The sequence below is a fragment of the Streptomyces sp. NPDC091416 genome (assembly GCF_044756845.1).
Taxonomy (GTDB): domain Bacteria; phylum Actinomycetota; class Actinomycetes; order Streptomycetales; family Streptomycetaceae; genus Streptomyces.
Genome location: NZ_JBIVTU010000008.1, coordinates 409,832 through 425,868, shown reverse-complemented (window position 1 = coordinate 425,868; position 16,037 = coordinate 409,832). Strand labels below are relative to the sequence as shown.

Genomic DNA, 16,037 nt, shown 5'->3' with positions numbered 1-16,037 from the left:
TGGTCATCGTCGGGGCGCACGTTGCCCGTTGGGGGTGCTTCGTCTGCGACGCGTACACCAAGTGCGTCCGGGCAGAGCTGTCTTGCGGTACGGGAACCGCGCCCGGAGGCTTCGGCGGTGGTGCGAGACTTGATCGGACCGCCCGTTCCTACCTGGCGCCCGGAAAGGAAACGATGCACGCGAACGAGACAGCCAAGACCCCCGGGGAGAACAAACGCTCCTCCGGCACCCCGAGAACCGTGGCGCCGCCCGGAAGAACGCCTGGCGGGCTGTCCGTGCTGCAGGGCACGGTGGGCAATGCCGCCGTCATCCAGAGGCTGCGGCAGGCCGGCCACCCCTGGGCGCAGGAGGAGCACCAGCACGGTGCGGGCTGCGGTCACCAGCAGACCGAACAGCCGGCCGTACAGCGGTCTGCCGTGCACGATGTCCTGCGGGCGCCCGGTCGTCCTCTCGACGACGCCACCCGCACCGACATGGAAGCGCGGCTCGGGGCCGACTTCTCCGATGTGCGCATTCACACCGACAGCGCCGCCAGGACATCGGCCGCCGAGGTCGGCGCCCGTGCCTACACCTCGGGCAACCACGTCGTCATCGGCGACGGTGGCGCTGACAAGCACACCCTGGCCCACGAGCTCACGCACGTGATTCAACAGAGCAAGGGCGCGGTCGCGGGTACCGACAACGGCGCGGGGCTGAAGGTCTCCGACCCCTCCGACCGCTACGAACGCGAAGCCGTGGCCAACGCCCGACGGGTGATGGGCGGGCCGAGCCCTCTCCAGCGGACGGCATCCGCCCGTCCGGACAGAACGGCCCGGCGCCCGGACGTGACCACCACCACCGCTTTGCAGCGCGTCCATTACGAACAGGGGGACGAGGTCACGGCCCATCCGGGCTTCACGGTGACCTTGCAGGCCACACTCAACGGGACGCCCATCGGGACGTTCAGCAGCGAGACCTCCGCGTACTCGCCCATGGACCACGCGGAAGATCAACTGCTCGACGAAATCGATGCGGCCGTGGGGGGTCTTTACGGAAAGCCTCAGGTCAGCGCTGCGTTGGCGGCAGGCGGCCAGGCGCACACACTCGTGATCGATCTCACGGCGAGTCCGTGCTCCAGCACCCACGGAACGACGACCAAGACCGACGCGGAAGGCTGCGCCGAGAGGCTCGGCGAGTTCGCCAGAAACGGCTACATGGGCCACACCTTCGCCATCACGGTGATCGCCCACCATCTGTACGGCAGAAGCAATGCGTCCCGGGAAGCTTCCGTCCGGGCCATCAACGACATGAGGGCGGCAGGGATCACCGTGCAGTGCCCGGGTGCCTGAACCGGGCAGGCCACGTCATGGGGACGCCCCGGAACGAGGACGGGGCGTCCCTTTCGTGTGCCCGTGAACTCCCCGGTCGGCGACGGGCGGACTGATGGTCCTTGCGCGTACGGCCGCGCTCGGAATGCTGAGCCCGTGCCCACCGACTCTAGACATCTGATGTCTGACCTTAAGTAGAATGCGACACCATGAACATCGAACCACCCGCCGCTCTCGTCGGTGCCTATGCGGCCCTGCCCTCCTCGCGCGCCGACCGGGAACGCTTCTACGAGGGGCTCGCCGGCCGGAGGATCGCCGACGGGCTGGAGATCCCGTACCGCGACGGGCTGGGGGAGGACGTTCCCTGGCTGGCCGCGCAGTTGCGCGGCCGTTTCACCCGTTCCGTACTCACGCTGATTCCCGGCACGATGGCGCGCGTCGGTGTCTCGGATGCCTTCGGTCTCGCCTCCGCGGACCCCGACGGCCGGCAGGCGGCGCTCGGGTTTCTCCGTGAGGCCCGCACCGCCGCCGAGGAACTGAACCAGCTCACCGGCGAGCAGTCGGTCTCCGTCCTCCACATCCACACCGCGCCTTCGGTGACGGCCGTCGCGCAGGAGTTCGCCCGTTCGCTCGACGAGATCACGGCGAGCGATTCCTCCACGGCCGCCTGGTCCACCCGGCTCGTCCTGGAGCACTGCGACGCGTACGCGCCGACCGTTCCGGGCGAGAAGCGGTTCCTGTCGCTGGAGGCCGAGATCCCCCTCGCGCGGGCCGGAGGGATCGGCGTCGCCGTCAACTGGGGCCGTTCCGTGATCGAGGCACAGGACCCCCGCCGGCCGCTCGCCCAGATCACCCGGCTCGCCTCCGAAGGACTGCTGGAGGGCGTCATGTTCTCCGGCGCCGGCCCGGCCGCGAACGTGTACGGGGGGCCGTGGGCGGACGCGCACCTGCCTCTCGCCGAGGACGAGCCCGCATCCCTCATGGACGCGGACGAGGTGCGCCGGTGCCTCCGCGCGGCGGAAGGCGCGATCGCCTACGCCGGGGCGAAGATCCAGGTTCCCGGCGATGCCACGGTCGACGAGAGGCTCGCGATGGTGGGCCGCCTCATGCGGCTCCTGCCCGCGCGCGGGACCGCCCCGGCCGCCGGGAGCCGCTGACGGGGCGGCGGCAGCGCTGCGCCGGGCCGGGACCATGGAGTCCCGGCCCGGCGCGGTGGTCGTGCCCGTGGCCGGCCAACGGCCGTTCGTCAGTGCTGCTTGTGGCCCTTGCGCCCGGACGCCCTGACCGTCCAGGTCAGCTTCTCCGTGGCCTCGGCACGGACCTCGGGGTCGCGGACCGACGCGGTCCGGTCCACGGACGCGACCGTGACGGTGTGCGTCCTGCCGTCCGCCGGAACACCCAGTGCGGCGGGGACGGCGGAGGAGAGACCCTGCGCCCGCTTCACGGGGCGGCCGTCCACGTACCAGCGCAGCTCCGGCGCGGCGAGGCCGGTGAGCTGCGCCCGGGAGACCTTGATGCGGCTGGTCCGCAGGATCGCGGAGTCCGTGGCGACCTCGCTGCTCAGCGCGTTGGCCTCGCGGTAGAAGCCGGCGATCATGGCCTCGCGTCCGGGGAGGTTGAACTCGCTGACGTTCAGGGCCCGCATGATGGAGTTGGACGTGGGGCGGTAGATCCCGAACGGGTAGTAGCTGCTGCCCTCGTACGTACCGACGGTGCCGCCCGTGGGGTCGCTCTCGCCGAGCCAGCGGTACCACTTGGTCCGGTTGGCGGCCATCTGCTGCGCGGTGAAGGTGCTGGAGTTGATGTCGGGGACTTCGCCGCCCGTCCAGGTGCCGTAACTGTCGTACGTGTACTCGTCCGCCAGCAGGCCCACCGAGTGCGCGATCTCGTGAGCGGCGATCATGCTCGACTGCGCGTTGTCCGAGGAGAGGGTCGAGACACCGTCGAACGGGTAGCCCTCGGCTTCGAGCCCCGAGTAGCCGGCGCCGCCGTACTTGGCGGAGTTGGAGACGACGACGACCAGATCGGCCTCCGGGGCCTTGGCGGCGTAGGACGCGACCTTGTCGATGTCCGCGCAGATCAGTCGCTCGGTCTGCGAGCACCAGAAGTAGCTGCCGAGCGCGGTGTCCTTGGTGACGTCGGCGCCGGGATCGCCGGTGATGCCGGATTCGGCGGACACCGCGTCCACGGTCCACACGTTCATCAGGCCCTGATAGCTCGAGTAGGGCTCGATGCGGGTGATGTCCGCCCACTTGGCGGCCGCCGCGGTGTGGAAGGCCTCCTGCTGGTCGGCGGTGTAGCCGTCGCCCACGATCACCACGTCGAGCCGGTCGGCCGAGGGGCCGGTCACCGACAGCTCCCCGACCTCCCCGTCGCTCGTCTCCGCTGCGGGCGCCAGGCTCCGGGCGGCCGGACGGCCGCTCACCGTCTCCGTGTTGACCGGGACCTCGGTCCGGCGGCCCTCGCCACCGGGCTCGGGGAAGTACTCGACGGAGACCCGCGGCTTCTGGGCCGGCTCCGGGTCCAGGGCGGCCGCGGGGGCGGCGAGGGCCGTGCCGATGATCGCTGTGAACGCGATGCCCACGGATATGGCGGTGGATCTGTTCGTGCGCATGCCGATCCTCACTCCGGTGTCCGGTGCGCCTGTGGTCGACGTCCTCCAACATCCGGGCTGAATTAAGTCGTTGGTTCAGTCGGTTTGAGTTGCGGTTTAACTTAGGCTTCGGCAGGGAGGGCGCACAACGGGTGCGAGGGCGGGAAAGATGTTGCTTTTGGATAACTGGGCTCTTCGCCAACGGGAGAATCCGGGCATGGGCACAGGAAGAAGGACGGTCATGGCGCACACCAGCAGAGCGACGGCGGACGGCGGCGGGGCACCCGGGCCCGGCCCGGTACCGGAGGAGGCCCCGGACGCGCCCGCCGCCATCGGCCGCCGGGTCAAGCGGCTCCGCAAGGAACGCGGGCTGACCCAGCGACAGCTCGCCGAGCCCGAGTACACCGCCGCGTACGTCTCCACCCTCGAAGCCGGCAAGGTGCGGCCGTCCGAAGCGGGTCTCCGGCACCTCGCCGAGCGGCTCGGCGTCGCCCGCGAGGAACTCGCCACGGGCCGGCCCACCCACATCGCCACGGCGCTGCGGATGGGGCTGGCCGACGCCCAGCGGACCCTGGCCGTCGAGGACGCCGCCGACGCTCGGGCCGCCTACGAGGAGATCCTCGGCCGCGCCGAGGAGTACGGGCTCACCCAGGAACGGGCGGCGGCGCTCGTGGGCCTCGGGGAATGCGCGTTGGAGACGGGCGAACTGGCCGAGGCCCTGGCCCGGTTCGAGGCGGCCGAGCACGCGCTGGCGGACGATCCGCTGCCCGCCAGGGCGCGGGCGGTCCGGGGCAGGTCGGTCGCCCACTACCTGGCCGGTGAACTGCGCTACGCGTGCTACCTGCTGGAGAGCGCCATCGACGGACTGAACACGTCCGGGCTGCACGACCCGGGCGCGTTGCTCCAGCTCTACACGGCCTCGATCGCCCCGTACATGGACATGGGCGCCCACGCCCGTGCCGCGCAGGCGGCCGAACTGGCCCTGGCCCTGGAACCCCGGGTGTCCGACCCCGCCCTGGTCGCCACCATGCACCGGACAGTGGCGCGCACGCTGCTGGCCGAGGGCAGGGTCGACGCCGCCCAGGCGTCACTGGCACGGGCCACCGAGCTCTACGAACAGCTCCAGATCCGTACCGAACTGGCCCACTGCCACTGGATGCGGGGCTACGTCTGTGCCCAGCACGACGACCTCGCACAGGCGGAGGCGGAACTGCGCATCGCGCACTCGATGCTGGTCTCCAGACGGGCCGCCCTGTACGTCTCGCAGGTGGAGGTCGAACTCGCCGACGTCCTGCGAAGGAGCGGGAAGTCGGCGGAGGCCGCGGCACTCCTGGACAGCCTGCTGGCCGGACTCAAGCCCGGCCGCGGTGCGTTGCACGCGGGCGGTGCCCACCGGCTGCTCGGGATGATCGCCCAGGAGGCCGGTGACGCCGAGGCGGCCGAACTGCACTATGCCACCGCGCTCTCCCTGCTCGAACAGACGGGAGCCGCCGGAGACCTCGCCGACATCTGCCGGCTGCTGGGGGACCTGCTGCGCGGCGAGGGCCGGACGGAAGCGGCGCTGAACGCCTACCGGACCGGCCTCGGCCACCGCGCCGAACCGGGTACCACCACCCTCGGCCCCGCCCCCGCCCGGCCGCCGTTCGGCAGCTGGGCCTGAGGAGGGTCCGGAGCGACCGCCGCCCCCACGACGACATTTGTACAAGACCGGCGGCAGAGCGTCCCGGCACCATCCCGGCATGAGCGAATTCGACGTTCTCCCGCACGGCATGCACGTGGTCCACGACGGCCCGCGACAGGGTCCTCCGCTGTTGCTCATCCATGGATCGGGGGCCTCGGGCGGCACCTGGGGCCCGATGCTCCCGGCCCTCGCCGCCCGTCACCACGTCATCCGGATCGATCTCCCCGGCTGCGGCCAGTCCCCGCCCGCGGCGTCGTACGACGTGCCCGTACAGGCGGGCCGGGTGGCGGCGCTGCTCGACGGTCTCGGCCTCCGGCAGGTCGCCGTGGCCGGGCATTCCAGCGGCGGCTACGTCGCCACCGCGCTCGCGGAAGGACGCCCAGACCTGGTGAGCTCCCTCGCGCTGATCAGCACCGGCCCGGGCCTCGACGCGCTCCTTCCGCAGCCGGCCGTCCTCCGCCTCCTGCTGGGCCCGCCCTTCGGCCCGCTCCTGTGGGCGCTCCGTTCGGACGCGGCGATCCGCAGCGGGATCCGGGCGACGGCCGTGCGGACGGTGGACATCCCGGACGACCTCGTCGCCGGGGTACGGGGCACCACGTACCGCGCCTTCCGGGCGGTGTCCCGTCGCCACATCGCCTACATCGAGGAGCGGAACGTGCCCGAGAGGCTCGCGGCCCTCAAGGTCCCGCTGCTGGTGGTCTTCGGCGCGGCGGACCCGCGCTGGCAGCCGTCGTCGGCCCACCGGTACGAGGCGGTGCCGGACAGCAGGGTCGAGCTGCTGCCCGGCGTCGGGCACCTGCCGCTCCTCGAAGCGCCGGAGGCGACGAGTGCGCTGCTCCTGGGCTTCGCGGCGAGACCTTAGGGCGCGCCGCGAAAGCAGCGCCGTCCGCCCGAAGGGCGGGCCAGGCGTCGCCGGGCGGGCGGGACCTTCGGAACACGCCCTGGGACGGCCGTCGCGTCAGCCCGGACCCGGCAGCGCCTTCAGCGTCGCCCGTGCCTCGTCCATGATCCGCCCGACCAGCTCCGAACAGGACGGCAGATCCTCGATCAGGCCCGCCACCTGCCCCGAGGCCATCACTCCGATGTCCGTACGCCCCTCGACCAGTGAGGCCTTCAGAAGCATCGGGGTGTTGGCGGCCAGCAGCACCTGGCTCCAGCTCAGTTCCCTGCCGTGTTTCATCGCCATCCCGTCGCGGACCAGCTGGGGCCAGCTCGCACCGGACTCCTTCCGGAAGGCCGAGGCGTGCCGCAGTGCCCGCAGGGTCGAGGTGACGCGCCCGGAACGTTCCAGGGAGTCGACCATGGCGGTACGGAGCATGCGGTGCGGCAGGCCGTCCACCTGAGTGGTGACCGTGACGTCCTTGACGGTGGCGGCCAGGTACTTCGCCTTCACCGCGTCCGGGACCGTGCTGTCGGAGGTGAGCAGGAAGCGGGTCCCCATGCCGATCCCGGCCGCACCGTAGGCCAGTGCGGCGACCAGACCGCGGCCGTCGCGGAAGCCGCCCGCCGCGATCACCGGGATGCCGACGGCGTCCACCACCTGGGGGAGCAGCACGGTGGTGGCCACCTCGCCCGTGTGGCCGCCACCCTCGCCGCCCTGGACCATCACCGCGTCGGCTCCCCACGCGGCGACCTTCTCCGCGTGCCGGCGGGCGCCGATGGACGGGATGACGACGACGCCGGCGTCCTTCAGCCGGGCGATCAGGTCCTTGGACGGGGCGAGCGCGAAGGACGCCACCTTGACCCCCTCGTCGATGATGATCCGGACCCGCTCGCCCGCGTCGCCCGCGTCCGCCCGGAGATTGACGCCGAACGGCGCGTCCGTACGGGACCTGACCTCGCGGACCGCCGCGCGGAGCTGCTCGACGGTCATCGTCGCGGAGGCCAGGATGCCGAGCGCGCCCGCGTTCGCGGAGGCCGAGACGAGCCGGGGACCGGCCACCCACCCCATGCCGGTCTGCACGATCGGGTACCGCACCCCGGTCAGCTCGGTGAGCGCGGTGGGAAACGGCACGGGCCCGCTCATGCCGGGACCTCGCGCTCGCGCAGCCCTCTGGGGTCGATGACCTCACGGATCAGCCGGAGTTCGGCGGCCGTGGGCTCCCGCGTGAACGGGACCTCGTCCGGGACTGCGAGAGCGAACCCGGTTGCCCCGGTGACCTGTTCGAGGCTCACGCCGGGGTGCAGGGAGCGCAGCCGCATCGTCCGGTCCGGGGTCTCGAAGTCGAAGACGCCCAGATTGCTGACGACTTCGGGGATCCGGTGGAAGCGGGTCGCGGACGGACCGGCCGCGGCCGCCCGCTCGTATCCGACCCCGCTGACCATGTCCACGTGCTCCACGAACACCCGCGCCGAGTGCTTGGGCACCCAGTAACTCGTCCGATTGTTCAGGGTGTTGACGGGGGCGCCGCGCACCCCGAGCAGCTGGCGGGCGGGCCTGGCCCAGTCGCCGATGCAGGAGATGTTCTGGTTGCCGTGCCGGTCGATCTGACTGGCGCCCATCATGACGTGCCGGCGGCCCGTGGCGGTCAGCGTCAGATGCTGGCGGAACGGCAGCCAGCCCTCAACGCTCCCCGGCTTGGCCCCCACCGCCGGGGTGTCGGCGACGAGCAGCGCCTCCCCGTCGGTCAGCAGCAGCTCGGGGGAGAAGGTCAGCCGCGCCAGCCGGGCACCGATGGCCGGAACGGTGCCCATGGGGCTGGCGAGGATCTCGCCCGCGTCCCGCCAGGCCTCTGCGCAGGCCACCACGCAGTACTCGGCGCGGCTCGGCGCCTGGATGCCGGTGGTCTCGGTGCCGCTCATGCTTCCTCCTGGTGGAACGCGGTGACGGCGGCCTGGTAGGCGGCTTCGTCCCCGGACAGGAACCGTTCGACGAAGGCGGGCCAGGCCTCGGGGTCGCGGGCGGCCTTGACGTAGGCGCGCTGGAAGGCCTCGTCCCGGTCGTGGTCGGGCACGCAGGAAGTGAAGTGCGCGCCGTTCGGGGTCTCGATGACCCCGTCCACGAACATCCGCTTGATCAGCAGCGTCTGCGGCCCGTGCTCCTTCAGCAGGTCCGCCGTCTCCACGATCTGTTCGCAGGAGACGAATCCCTGGTCGGCGGCCTCGCAGAACAGGTCGTCGAAGTACGGGTCGGGGCCCAGGTACTGCCCGTTGCCCTGCACGTCGGAGCGGTTGAGGTGGACCAGTGCCGCGTCCAGCCGCAGCGCCGGGGCCGCGACCAGCTTCTCGCCGTCCTCGTACGGTGAGGTGACCGTACGCAGGGCGGGGTTGACCTCCATCAGGTCCGAGCCCATCCCGGCGCGCACCGGCATGAACGGCAGCCGCTGCGCGCCCGCCGTCAGGCTCCACATCATCATCGCCTCGTCCATCTCGACCATCTCGAAGGCGCCGCGCTGCCGGGCCGCCGTGAAGTGCGGCTCCAGCGGTATCGAGTCGAGCGTCCCGAAGGCCGCGACCAGTTTGCGGATCTTCCCCGCCGCCGCGAGCAGCCCCACGTCCGGGCCGCCGTAGGACACCACGGTCAGGTCGGTGACGTCCGAGCGCAGCAGCGCCCGCACCAGGGCCATCGGCTTGCGGCGCGAGCCCCAGCCGCCGATGCCGATCGTCATCCCGCTCTCCAGCCGGCCGACGACATCGTCGGCCGTCATCGTCTTGTCCTGTGTCACGTCTGCTGCTCCTTGTCCGTGCCGAAGGTGTCGCGCACACGGTCGGCGACGCCGCTGAGGTTGGCCTCGAAGGTGAAGCCCTGCTCGAAGCGGTAACTGCGGCGTACGTCGACGGGGTCGATGCCGTTGATGGCGGCCTTGGCCAGCCGGATCAGGTAGCCGTCCTTGGCGGCGATCTCCGCGGCCAGTTCCAGCGCCTCCCCGGTCAGCCGCTCGCGCGGCACGACGGCGAACACCGAGCCGTGCCGGTGCAGTTCCTCCGCGGTCACGGTGCGCGAGGTGTAGTAGAGGGTCCGCATCAGGTGCTGCGGGACCAGCCGGGCCAGGTGCGTGGCGGCGCCGAGCGCGCCGCGGTCCAGCTCGGGCAGACCGAACGCCGCGTCCTCGGCCGCCACGATCACGTCCGCGTTGCCCACCAGGCCGATGCCGCCGCCCAGGCAGAAGCCCTGCACGGCGGCGACCACGGGGACCTCGCACTCGTAGACGGCCGCGAACGCCTCGAAGCAGCCCCGGTTGGCGCCGATCAGCGCCTCGGGCCCGGTCGCGCGCTGCATCTCCTTGATGTCCACGCCCGCGTTGAAACCGCGTCCCTCGGCGGCCAGCACGACGCAGCGGATGTCCGGGTCGGCCCCGGCGGCGCGTACCGCCGCGGCCAGGTCGTACCAGCCCTCTACGGGCAGGGCGTTGACCGGAGGGAAGTCCACGGTGACGAGGGCGACGCCCTCGCGTGGGACGGAGGTGGAGACACCCATGAGCAGATCAGCTACCTTTCCACCAAACGTTTGTTAGGCCCAAAAGGTAGCAGCGATACGAACGCCGCGGGAGGGTGTCATGCCACTCAGTGGTACCGGCGCCCGTACCGGCTCCGCCGCTCGCCGCCCGTCGAAAGGACACTCGTCATGACCTCACCGACCGCCCTGTGCGCCGGACGCGTCGCCGTCGTCACCGGCGCAGGCCGTGGACTCGGCCGCGCCCATGCCCTGGCCCTCGCCGCCGAGGGCGCGAAAGTCGTCGTCAACGACCTGGGGGTGGGCCTCGACGGCTCCGGCTCGGGCACCGGTCCCGCGCAGCAGGTCGTGAAGGAGATCCGCGCGGCCGGAGGCGAGGCGGTCGCCCACAACGGTGACATCGCCACCTCCGAGGGCGCCGCCTCCCTCGTCGCCGCAGCGCTCGACTCCTTCGGCCGGCTCGACACGCTCGTCAACAACGCCGGATTCCTCCGCGACCGGATGCTGGTCAACCTGGACGAGGACGACTGGGACGCGGTGATGCGCGTCCACCTCAAGGGTCATTTCCTGCCGCTCAAGCACGCGGCGGCGCACTGGCGCGCCGAGGCCAAGGCAGGCCGGACACCGGCCGCCCGGGTCGTCAACACCAGCTCCGGGGCCGGGCTGCTGGGCAGCGTCGGCCAGGGCAACTACGCGGCCGCCAAGGCGGGCATCGTGGGACTGACCCTGGTGGCCGCCGCCGAGATGGGCCGCTACGGGGTCCAGGTCAACGCGATCGCCCCGGCCGCCCGGACCCGGATGACCGAGGCGACGTTCGCCGAGACGATGGCCGCCCCCGGCGAGGGCGTCTTCGACGCGATGGCCCCGGAGAACGTCTCGCCGCTCGTCGTCTGGCTGGGCTCCGCCGCGTCCCACGGGGTCAGCGGCCGGGTCTTCGAGACCGAGGCGGGGCGGATCACCGTGATGGAGGGCTGGCGGCCCGGCCCCACCGCCGACAAGGGCGCCCGCTGGACCCCGGCCGAGGCCGGAGAGGCGGTGACCGGTCTGCTGGCGGCGGCCGGGACCCCGCAGCCGGTGTACGGCGCCTCCTGACACACCGCGGCGCGGGGTGGTGACCGGGTCGTCACCACCCCGCGCGGGCACAGGCGTTCAGGACGCGGCCGGCTCGCCCCGCACTCCGGCCACCAGCAGCGCGGGGGACTCCGCGCGGCCGTCCAGGATGCGGTTGGTACGGGTCACGACCTGCCACCCCGACGGCGTGCGCCGCAGCCGCCAGTGGTTGGCCGTCGCCCGGCGCACCACGTACCGGCCCGGCTCGTGCACCACCATCAGCGAGTGGCACACCGCCACGGCCTCGTCGCCGTCCACCGTGATGTGCGGCGGGCCCACGACATGGGCGCAGCCCTGCCGGATCCACCCCTGGTGCGCGGGGGAGCGGACCATCTCACGGACGCGCTCCCGGCCCGCGAGGAAGATCTCGTCGATGTCGTACACCCCGTCCGGCGCCCACAGCGCCGCGACACCGTCCGCGTCGCCCCCGTCCACCAGCGGGCCGTACGAGGCCATCGCGCGGGCGATGTCACGCTCGTCCTCCAGTGCCCCGAGCCGTGCTTCGAGCGCGGCGAGCCGGTCCTCGCTCATGCCCGTGCCTCCGCGCCCGCAGTGAGGCCCGCGATCGCGGCGAGGGCCTCCAGCTGCTCGGCGTAATGGCTCGCCGACCCGGCCGTCAGCGAGACACCGGCCAGGGTGGCCCCGGCCTCGGACACCTTCCGCAACGCCTCGGCCGCGCCGTCCGGATCGCCCGACGGATCGAGCGGGCGGCCCGCGCTCAGCACCACCTCGAAGCCGTCGGGCAGCGAGGCGGCCCGGACCATCTCGCCCAGCCGCTCCAGCGGCAGCCCGAACGGTACCCAGCCGTCCCCGAACGCCACCGCCCGGCGCAGCGAACGCGGGGTGCGGCCACCGATCCACAGCGGTACCCGGTCCTGCACGGCGTGCGGCTCCACGACGAGGCCCGCGTAGTCGAAGTGCTCGCCGTGGTAGGCGGGTTCCCGCCGGGACAGGGACGCCCGCAGAGCCGCGAGGGCGTCGTCCGCGACCGCGCCCCGGCCCTCGAACGCGGCCCCGAGCAGCCGGAACTCCTCCTCCAGACTGCCCACACCGAGCCCCAGGACGACCCGGCCGCCACAGAGGCGGTCCAGCGTGCCGTAGCGCTTCGCGATCTCCAGCGGATGGTGGTAGCCGAGGACCAGGACCTGGGTGGCGAACCGGATACGTTCGGTCCGGGCCGCCAGATAGCCGAACGTGGAGAGCGGGTCCCAGTACGTGCCGCCGCGCTGCCCGGCGATGTCCGTGGGCACCGCGACATGCTCCGAACAGGTCAGATGGTCGAAGCCGAGCCGGTCCGCGGCCTCGGCGACCGCTCCCAGCTCCTCGATGCCGGCCGTGCGCTCCCACGGGGAATGGACACCGGGAACGGCCGTGACGACGGGACTGTTGATGCCGAGCCGCATAGGGGTACCTCTCTGGAGCGGAACGTGACGGGACGGAACGCGAGAGTTCATCCAAGTCCGCAGCCCCGACGCGCGCAGGCCCCGTCCCGCTGGGCGGGAAGCGCCTCGGACCAGGGGCTGCCGCCCGGTCCCACTCAACGGAACGGGACCCACCGGCCCCGCGCGCCGCACGGGAACATCGGCGGCCGGCGGAAGGACGTCAGCACCGTGCCCCGAACGAACTGCGAGAGAACCCCCGCGCACCCCCGCTCGCCCAAGCAGCGCCAGCGCTACGCCGGCATCCTGCGTTCCGCGGCGCACCTCGGAGCCGTACACGGCCTCGAAGGCGTGCAGATGCACGACGTGGCCCGGCGGTCCGGCGTCGCGATCGCCACCCTGTACCGCTACTTCCCGTCCAAGACCCACCTGTTCGCCGCCGTGCTGCACGACCAGGTGCGGCGGCTCGATGACGGAACCCCGCCGCCACCGCCCGGCACCGGCCCGGTGGAGGCGGTGAGCGAACTGCTCACGGGCGCGAGCCGGCAGCTCTTCGAACAGCCGCTGCTGGCCCTGGCGATGATCCAGTCGAACAACGTCTCCCACAGCGCCGACGGCGGTACCGGCCGCCACACGGACGAGATCATCGCGGACCTGGTCCTGCGCACGGCGGGGGTGTCCGACCCCTGTGACCAGGACCGGCGCGTGGTCCGCATCCTGGAACAGGCCTGGTACGGCCTGCTCACCACCGTCCTGTACGAGCGTTCCTCGGCCGAGGCGGCGCAGGACGGCATCAGGCTGGCCTGCCGCCTGCTCCTCGGCCCGGTCCTCGCCGAACGGCGCGCCTGACGGCCGGGGCCGCCCGGTCAGCGGGACGACGGCAGACGGTGCCGCGCCGGACCTCCTACGGTGCCGGGGCCAGTAGTCCCGACCCACCCGAGGAGTACTCATGCCGCGCAACGTCGTCGTCACCGGATCCGGTTCCGGGATCGGTGCCGCCCTCACCGCCCTGTTCCGCGAGCGGGGAGACCGTGTGACCGGCGTGGACCTGCGCGGCGGTGACGTCGAGGCGGACCTTTCCACACCCGACGGGCGCGCCGCAGCCGCGTCCGCGGCCGTCGAAGCGGCCGGCGGAGTGGTGGACGCGGTCGTCACGTGCGCCGGAACGTCCGTGCCGGGGACGGCGATGGTCACCGTCAACTACTTCGGCACCACCGAGTTCCTCACCGCGCTGCGCCCCGCCCTCGCGGCGGCCGAGCGGCCCCGCGTCGTGGCCATCGGCTCGATCTCCGGCACCCAGCCCCACGACCCGCAGGTCGTCGCCGCCTGTCTGGCCGGCGACGAGACCACGGCCCTGCACCATGCCGAGCTGGCCGTGGCCGACGGCCGCGCGCGGCAGCTCTACCCCTCGTCCAAGGCGGCGCTCGCCCAGTGGGCGCGGCGCACCGCCGTCGCCGAGGGCTGGGCCGACGCGGGGATTCCCGTGAACGTCGTCGCGCCCGGCATCGTCCTCACCCCGATGAGCGCGGGACTCTTCGACGACCCGGAGATGAAGAAGGTCATGGACGCGGCGGTACCCATGCCGCTCAACGGCTATCTGCGGCCGGAGGACGTCGCACGGGCCGTGCTCTTCCTGGCCTCCGAAGGAAACAGCCACATCACCGGGCAGGTGGTGTACGTCGACGGGGGCGCCGAGGCGACCCTGCGCGGGCCCGCCGGCTTCTGAGACGTACGCACGGTGCCCCGGCCGCGTCCGCGACCGGGGCACCGTGCGTGCATGCGTACGTCCGCCGGGCCGGTCAGACGCGGACCTTGGTGCGGATCACCTTGCCCGTCGCGTTGCGCGGCAGCGCGTCCGCGGTCAGCCGCCACTGCTTGGGCACCTTGAAGTAGGCCAGTTCCGCCGCCGCGAACTCCCGCAGCGTCTCCGGCGTCGTCGTCGCACCCGGCACGAGCACCACGACAGCGGCCACCTCCTGCCCGAGGTCGGGATGCGGCACCCCCAGCACCAGGCACTCCCGGACGTCCGGGTGCTCCATGAGCACCGTCTCGATCTCGGCCGGATAGACGTTCTCGCCACCGCGGATGATCAGATCGGAGCGCCGGCTGCTGAGATACAGCCGCCCCTCCCGCAACTGCCCCAGGTCCCCGGTGCGCAGCCAGCGGTCCGCGTCGATGGCACCGGCGGTGGCCTCGGGATTGCGCCAGTAGCCCAGCATGTTGAACTGGCTGCGGACGCAGACTTCGCCCTCCTCGCCCTCGCCGAGCACCCCACCGGCCGGGTCGCGGATCTCCAGCCGTACCCCGGTGACGGGCCGGCCCAGTGTGCCGGGTGCCGCCGCCAGCTCCTGCGGGTTCGCCGCCGCCACGGCCGTGCACGTCTCGGTCAGCCCGTAGCTGTCCACCAGCGAGTCCTTCGCGAACGGCAGGTTCTGTCGCAGCTGCTCCTTGAACGCGGTCGACGACGGCGCGGAGGCCAGCGCGAACGCCGTCAGCGAGGACGTGTCGTAGCGGTGCGCCCCGCCGTGTTCGAGCATCCGGTGGGCCATGGTCGGCACCGCACCCCAGTTGGTGACCCGCTCGCGCTCGACCATGCCGAGGATGGCGTCCACGTCGAACCTGCCCTGGTGCAGGGCGATCCTGCTGCCGGTGGCGAGCCTCGGCACGGCCAGATTGTGCAGGCTCGCGATGTGGAACAGCGGCAGCGTCAGCAGATAGACGCGGTCCTCGGCCGACAGCGGGTCGCCGAACTCGTGGAACAGCGCGTCGTTGAGACGGTGGTACTCGACGACGGCCAGCAGGTTGCGATGGGTGTGCACGGCCCCCTTGGGGCGGCCCGAGGTCCCCGAGGTGTAGAGGATGACGGCGGGGTCGTCCTCGGCGACACTGGCGGACGGCAACGGTGCGTCGGGGTGCGCCGCGACGAAGCGGCTGATGTCGTGCTCCACGGACAGCACAGGCACCGTGCAGTCGGCCAGCTTTTCCGACTGCCGGGCATCGGCCACGACCAGCGCCGGCTCCGCGTTCTCGATGCCGTACGCCATCTCCCGCGCCGACCACCAGGCGTTGAACCCGACGGCCACCGCGCCGATCGAAACCGTGGCCCAGAACGTCTGGATCCACTCGGGGGAGTTGGCGGCGGCGATCGCCACCCGGTCGCCCTCGGCGATGCCGTACTCCTCCCGCAGCACCTGGGCCAGCGAGGCGACCTGGACGGCGTGCTCGGCGAAGGTGATCCGCCGGTCCGCGGTGACGATGTACTCCCGGCCGGCATGGGCGAGCGATGCGTGCAGCACCTCGTGCAGAGCCCGCTGCCGATGGGTGAACACCGGCAGCCGGGTCCCCAGCACGTCGGCCTCGGACAGCTCGAAGCGGGCGCCCGGGCCGGTGAGCCGGCCCATGATCTCGGCCGCCCCGGCGGGAGCGGCCGTGGGGTGATCCGTATCGCTGGACATCAGGTGACTCCTGGTGCGTCTCGAACTCCACTGGGATCGCGGTCGAGGTCAGTGTCAGCAGTGCCGGGCTCTCTCCTCATGGCCGATTCCGGTCACTGGGACACCGTTGCACGCCGGCG

General features: G+C 72.2%; 15 protein-coding genes. 7 read left to right on the top strand and 8 right to left on the bottom strand.

What is annotated here, in order from left to right; genetic code table 11:
* Positions 1–173 precede the first annotated feature (173 nt).
* Together ACIQMX_RS25240 and ACIQMX_RS25235 are read left to right on the top strand one after the other, a co-directional pair.
* Positions 174–1,328 carry a DUF4157 domain-containing protein gene (locus ACIQMX_RS25240; protein WP_402481297.1) on the top strand — a complete coding sequence of 385 codons (1,155 nt, stop codon included), beginning with the start codon at positions 174–176 and terminating at the stop codon, positions 1,326–1,328.
* Positions 1,329–1,516: 188 nt separating this feature from the next.
* Positions 1,517–2,464, top strand: a complete 948-nt coding sequence (locus ACIQMX_RS25235; RefSeq protein ID WP_402481295.1) for a DUF4862 family protein — start codon at positions 1,517–1,519, stop codon at positions 2,462–2,464.
* Between the two features lie 89 nt (positions 2,465–2,553).
* On the opposite strand, the gene ACIQMX_RS25230 is transcribed toward ACIQMX_RS25235, so the two are convergent.
* Positions 2,554–3,921, bottom strand: coding sequence for a M64 family metallopeptidase (locus tag ACIQMX_RS25230; RefSeq protein ID WP_363070703.1), 1,368 nt, complete (start codon positions 3,919–3,921; stop codon positions 2,554–2,556).
* 196 nt (positions 3,922–4,117) lie between these two features.
* Between ACIQMX_RS25230 and ACIQMX_RS25225 the strand changes: the two genes are divergently transcribed.
* Both ACIQMX_RS25225 and ACIQMX_RS25220 read left to right on the top strand, forming a co-directional pair.
* A complete protein-coding gene (locus ACIQMX_RS25225; protein WP_402481292.1) occupies positions 4,118–5,560 on the top strand; it encodes a helix-turn-helix domain-containing protein in 1,443 nt (480 codons plus the stop codon).
* 79 nt (positions 5,561–5,639) lie between these two features.
* Positions 5,640–6,443 (top strand): alpha/beta hydrolase, encoded by an 804-nt coding sequence (locus tag ACIQMX_RS25220; RefSeq protein WP_363070707.1) that lies wholly within the window; start codon positions 5,640–5,642, stop codon positions 6,441–6,443.
* A 96-nt stretch (positions 6,444–6,539) separates the two neighbouring features.
* On the opposite strand, the gene ACIQMX_RS25215 is transcribed toward ACIQMX_RS25220, so the two are convergent.
* Genes ACIQMX_RS25215 through ACIQMX_RS25200 form a run of 4 tightly spaced genes read right to left on the bottom strand, consistent with a single transcriptional unit; the run spans position 6,540 to position 9,998 of the window.
* Positions 6,540–7,607 carry an NAD(P)H-dependent flavin oxidoreductase gene (locus ACIQMX_RS25215; protein ID WP_402481289.1) on the bottom strand — a complete coding sequence of 356 codons (1,068 nt, stop codon included), beginning with the start codon at positions 7,605–7,607 and terminating at the stop codon, positions 6,540–6,542.
* Positions 7,604–8,383, bottom strand: coding sequence for a CoA-transferase subunit beta (locus ACIQMX_RS25210; protein ID WP_402481286.1), 780 nt, complete (start codon positions 8,381–8,383; stop codon positions 7,604–7,606). Before ACIQMX_RS25210 ends, ACIQMX_RS25215 begins: the two co-directional genes overlap by 4 nt.
* A complete protein-coding gene (locus ACIQMX_RS25205) occupies positions 8,380–9,228 on the bottom strand; it encodes a CoA transferase subunit A (RefSeq protein WP_402481426.1) in 849 nt (282 codons plus the stop codon). Before ACIQMX_RS25205 ends, ACIQMX_RS25210 begins: the two co-directional genes overlap by 4 nt.
* Positions 9,229–9,242: 14 nt before the next feature.
* Positions 9,243–9,998: an enoyl-CoA hydratase family protein gene (locus ACIQMX_RS25200; protein ID WP_402481283.1), complete on the bottom strand. Its 756-nt coding sequence runs from the start codon at positions 9,996–9,998 to the stop codon at positions 9,243–9,245.
* 147 nt (positions 9,999–10,145) lie between these two features.
* On the opposite strand from ACIQMX_RS25200, the gene ACIQMX_RS25195 reads away from it, so the two are divergent.
* Entirely contained in the window at positions 10,146–11,066 is a 921-nt protein-coding gene (locus ACIQMX_RS25195; RefSeq protein ID WP_363070715.1) for an SDR family oxidoreductase, read from the top strand.
* 57 nt (positions 11,067–11,123) lie between these two features.
* On the opposite strand, the gene ACIQMX_RS25190 is transcribed toward ACIQMX_RS25195, so the two are convergent.
* Together ACIQMX_RS25190 and ACIQMX_RS25185 are read right to left on the bottom strand one after the other, a co-directional pair.
* Positions 11,124–11,615, bottom strand: coding sequence for a nuclear transport factor 2 family protein (locus ACIQMX_RS25190; RefSeq protein WP_402481280.1), 492 nt, complete (start codon positions 11,613–11,615; stop codon positions 11,124–11,126).
* The gene (locus ACIQMX_RS25185; RefSeq protein ID WP_402481277.1) at positions 11,612–12,487 is read right to left on the bottom strand and encodes a TIGR03619 family F420-dependent LLM class oxidoreductase; all 876 of its coding nucleotides are present in this window, start codon (positions 12,485–12,487) and stop codon (positions 11,612–11,614) included. Before ACIQMX_RS25185 ends, ACIQMX_RS25190 begins: the two co-directional genes overlap by 4 nt.
* Positions 12,488–12,694: 207 nt before the next feature.
* On the opposite strand from ACIQMX_RS25185, the gene ACIQMX_RS25180 reads away from it, so the two are divergent.
* Together ACIQMX_RS25180 and ACIQMX_RS25175 are read left to right on the top strand one after the other, a co-directional pair.
* The gene (locus tag ACIQMX_RS25180) at positions 12,695–13,312 is read left to right on the top strand and encodes a TetR family transcriptional regulator (RefSeq protein WP_363070721.1); all 618 of its coding nucleotides are present in this window, start codon (positions 12,695–12,697) and stop codon (positions 13,310–13,312) included.
* Between the two features lie 100 nt (positions 13,313–13,412).
* Positions 13,413–14,189 (top strand): SDR family oxidoreductase, encoded by a 777-nt coding sequence (locus ACIQMX_RS25175; RefSeq protein ID WP_363070723.1) that lies wholly within the window; start codon positions 13,413–13,415, stop codon positions 14,187–14,189.
* Between the two features lie 73 nt (positions 14,190–14,262).
* On the opposite strand, the gene ACIQMX_RS25170 is transcribed toward ACIQMX_RS25175, so the two are convergent.
* A complete protein-coding gene (locus ACIQMX_RS25170) occupies positions 14,263–15,918 on the bottom strand; it encodes a class I adenylate-forming enzyme family protein (protein ID WP_402481273.1) in 1,656 nt (551 codons plus the stop codon).
* Positions 15,919–16,037 lie beyond the last annotated feature (119 nt).

Excerpts from the sequence above, each read along its gene's own strand:
- ACIQMX_RS25240 (WP_402481297.1), top strand. The coding sequence starts at position 174 with ATGCACGCGAACGAGACAGCCAAGACCCCCGGGGAGAACAAACGCTCC.
- ACIQMX_RS25235 (WP_402481295.1), top strand. The coding sequence starts at position 1,517 with ATGAACATCGAACCACCCGCCGCTCTCGTCGGTGCCTATGCGGCCCTG.
- ACIQMX_RS25230 (WP_363070703.1), bottom strand. The coding sequence starts at position 3,921 with ATGCGCACGAACAGATCCACCGCCATATCCGTGGGCATCGCGTTCACA.
- ACIQMX_RS25225 (WP_402481292.1), top strand. The coding sequence starts at position 4,118 with ATGGGCACAGGAAGAAGGACGGTCATGGCGCACACCAGCAGAGCGACG.
- ACIQMX_RS25220 (WP_363070707.1), top strand. The coding sequence starts at position 5,640 with ATGAGCGAATTCGACGTTCTCCCGCACGGCATGCACGTGGTCCACGAC.
- ACIQMX_RS25215 (WP_402481289.1), bottom strand. The coding sequence starts at position 7,607 with ATGAGCGGGCCCGTGCCGTTTCCCACCGCGCTCACCGAGCTGACCGGG.
- ACIQMX_RS25210 (WP_402481286.1), bottom strand. The coding sequence starts at position 8,383 with ATGAGCGGCACCGAGACCACCGGCATCCAGGCGCCGAGCCGCGCCGAG.
- ACIQMX_RS25205 (WP_402481426.1), bottom strand. The coding sequence starts at position 9,228 with ATGACGGCCGACGATGTCGTCGGCCGGCTGGAGAGCGGGATGACGATC.
- ACIQMX_RS25200 (WP_402481283.1), bottom strand. The coding sequence starts at position 9,998 with ATGGGTGTCTCCACCTCCGTCCCACGCGAGGGCGTCGCCCTCGTCACC.
- ACIQMX_RS25195 (WP_363070715.1), top strand. The coding sequence starts at position 10,146 with ATGACCTCACCGACCGCCCTGTGCGCCGGACGCGTCGCCGTCGTCACC.
- ACIQMX_RS25190 (WP_402481280.1), bottom strand. The coding sequence starts at position 11,615 with ATGAGCGAGGACCGGCTCGCCGCGCTCGAAGCACGGCTCGGGGCACTG.
- ACIQMX_RS25185 (WP_402481277.1), bottom strand. The coding sequence starts at position 12,487 with ATGCGGCTCGGCATCAACAGTCCCGTCGTCACGGCCGTTCCCGGTGTC.
- ACIQMX_RS25175 (WP_363070723.1), top strand. The coding sequence starts at position 13,413 with ATGCCGCGCAACGTCGTCGTCACCGGATCCGGTTCCGGGATCGGTGCC.
- ACIQMX_RS25170 (WP_402481273.1), bottom strand. The coding sequence starts at position 15,918 with ATGTCCAGCGATACGGATCACCCCACGGCCGCTCCCGCCGGGGCGGCC.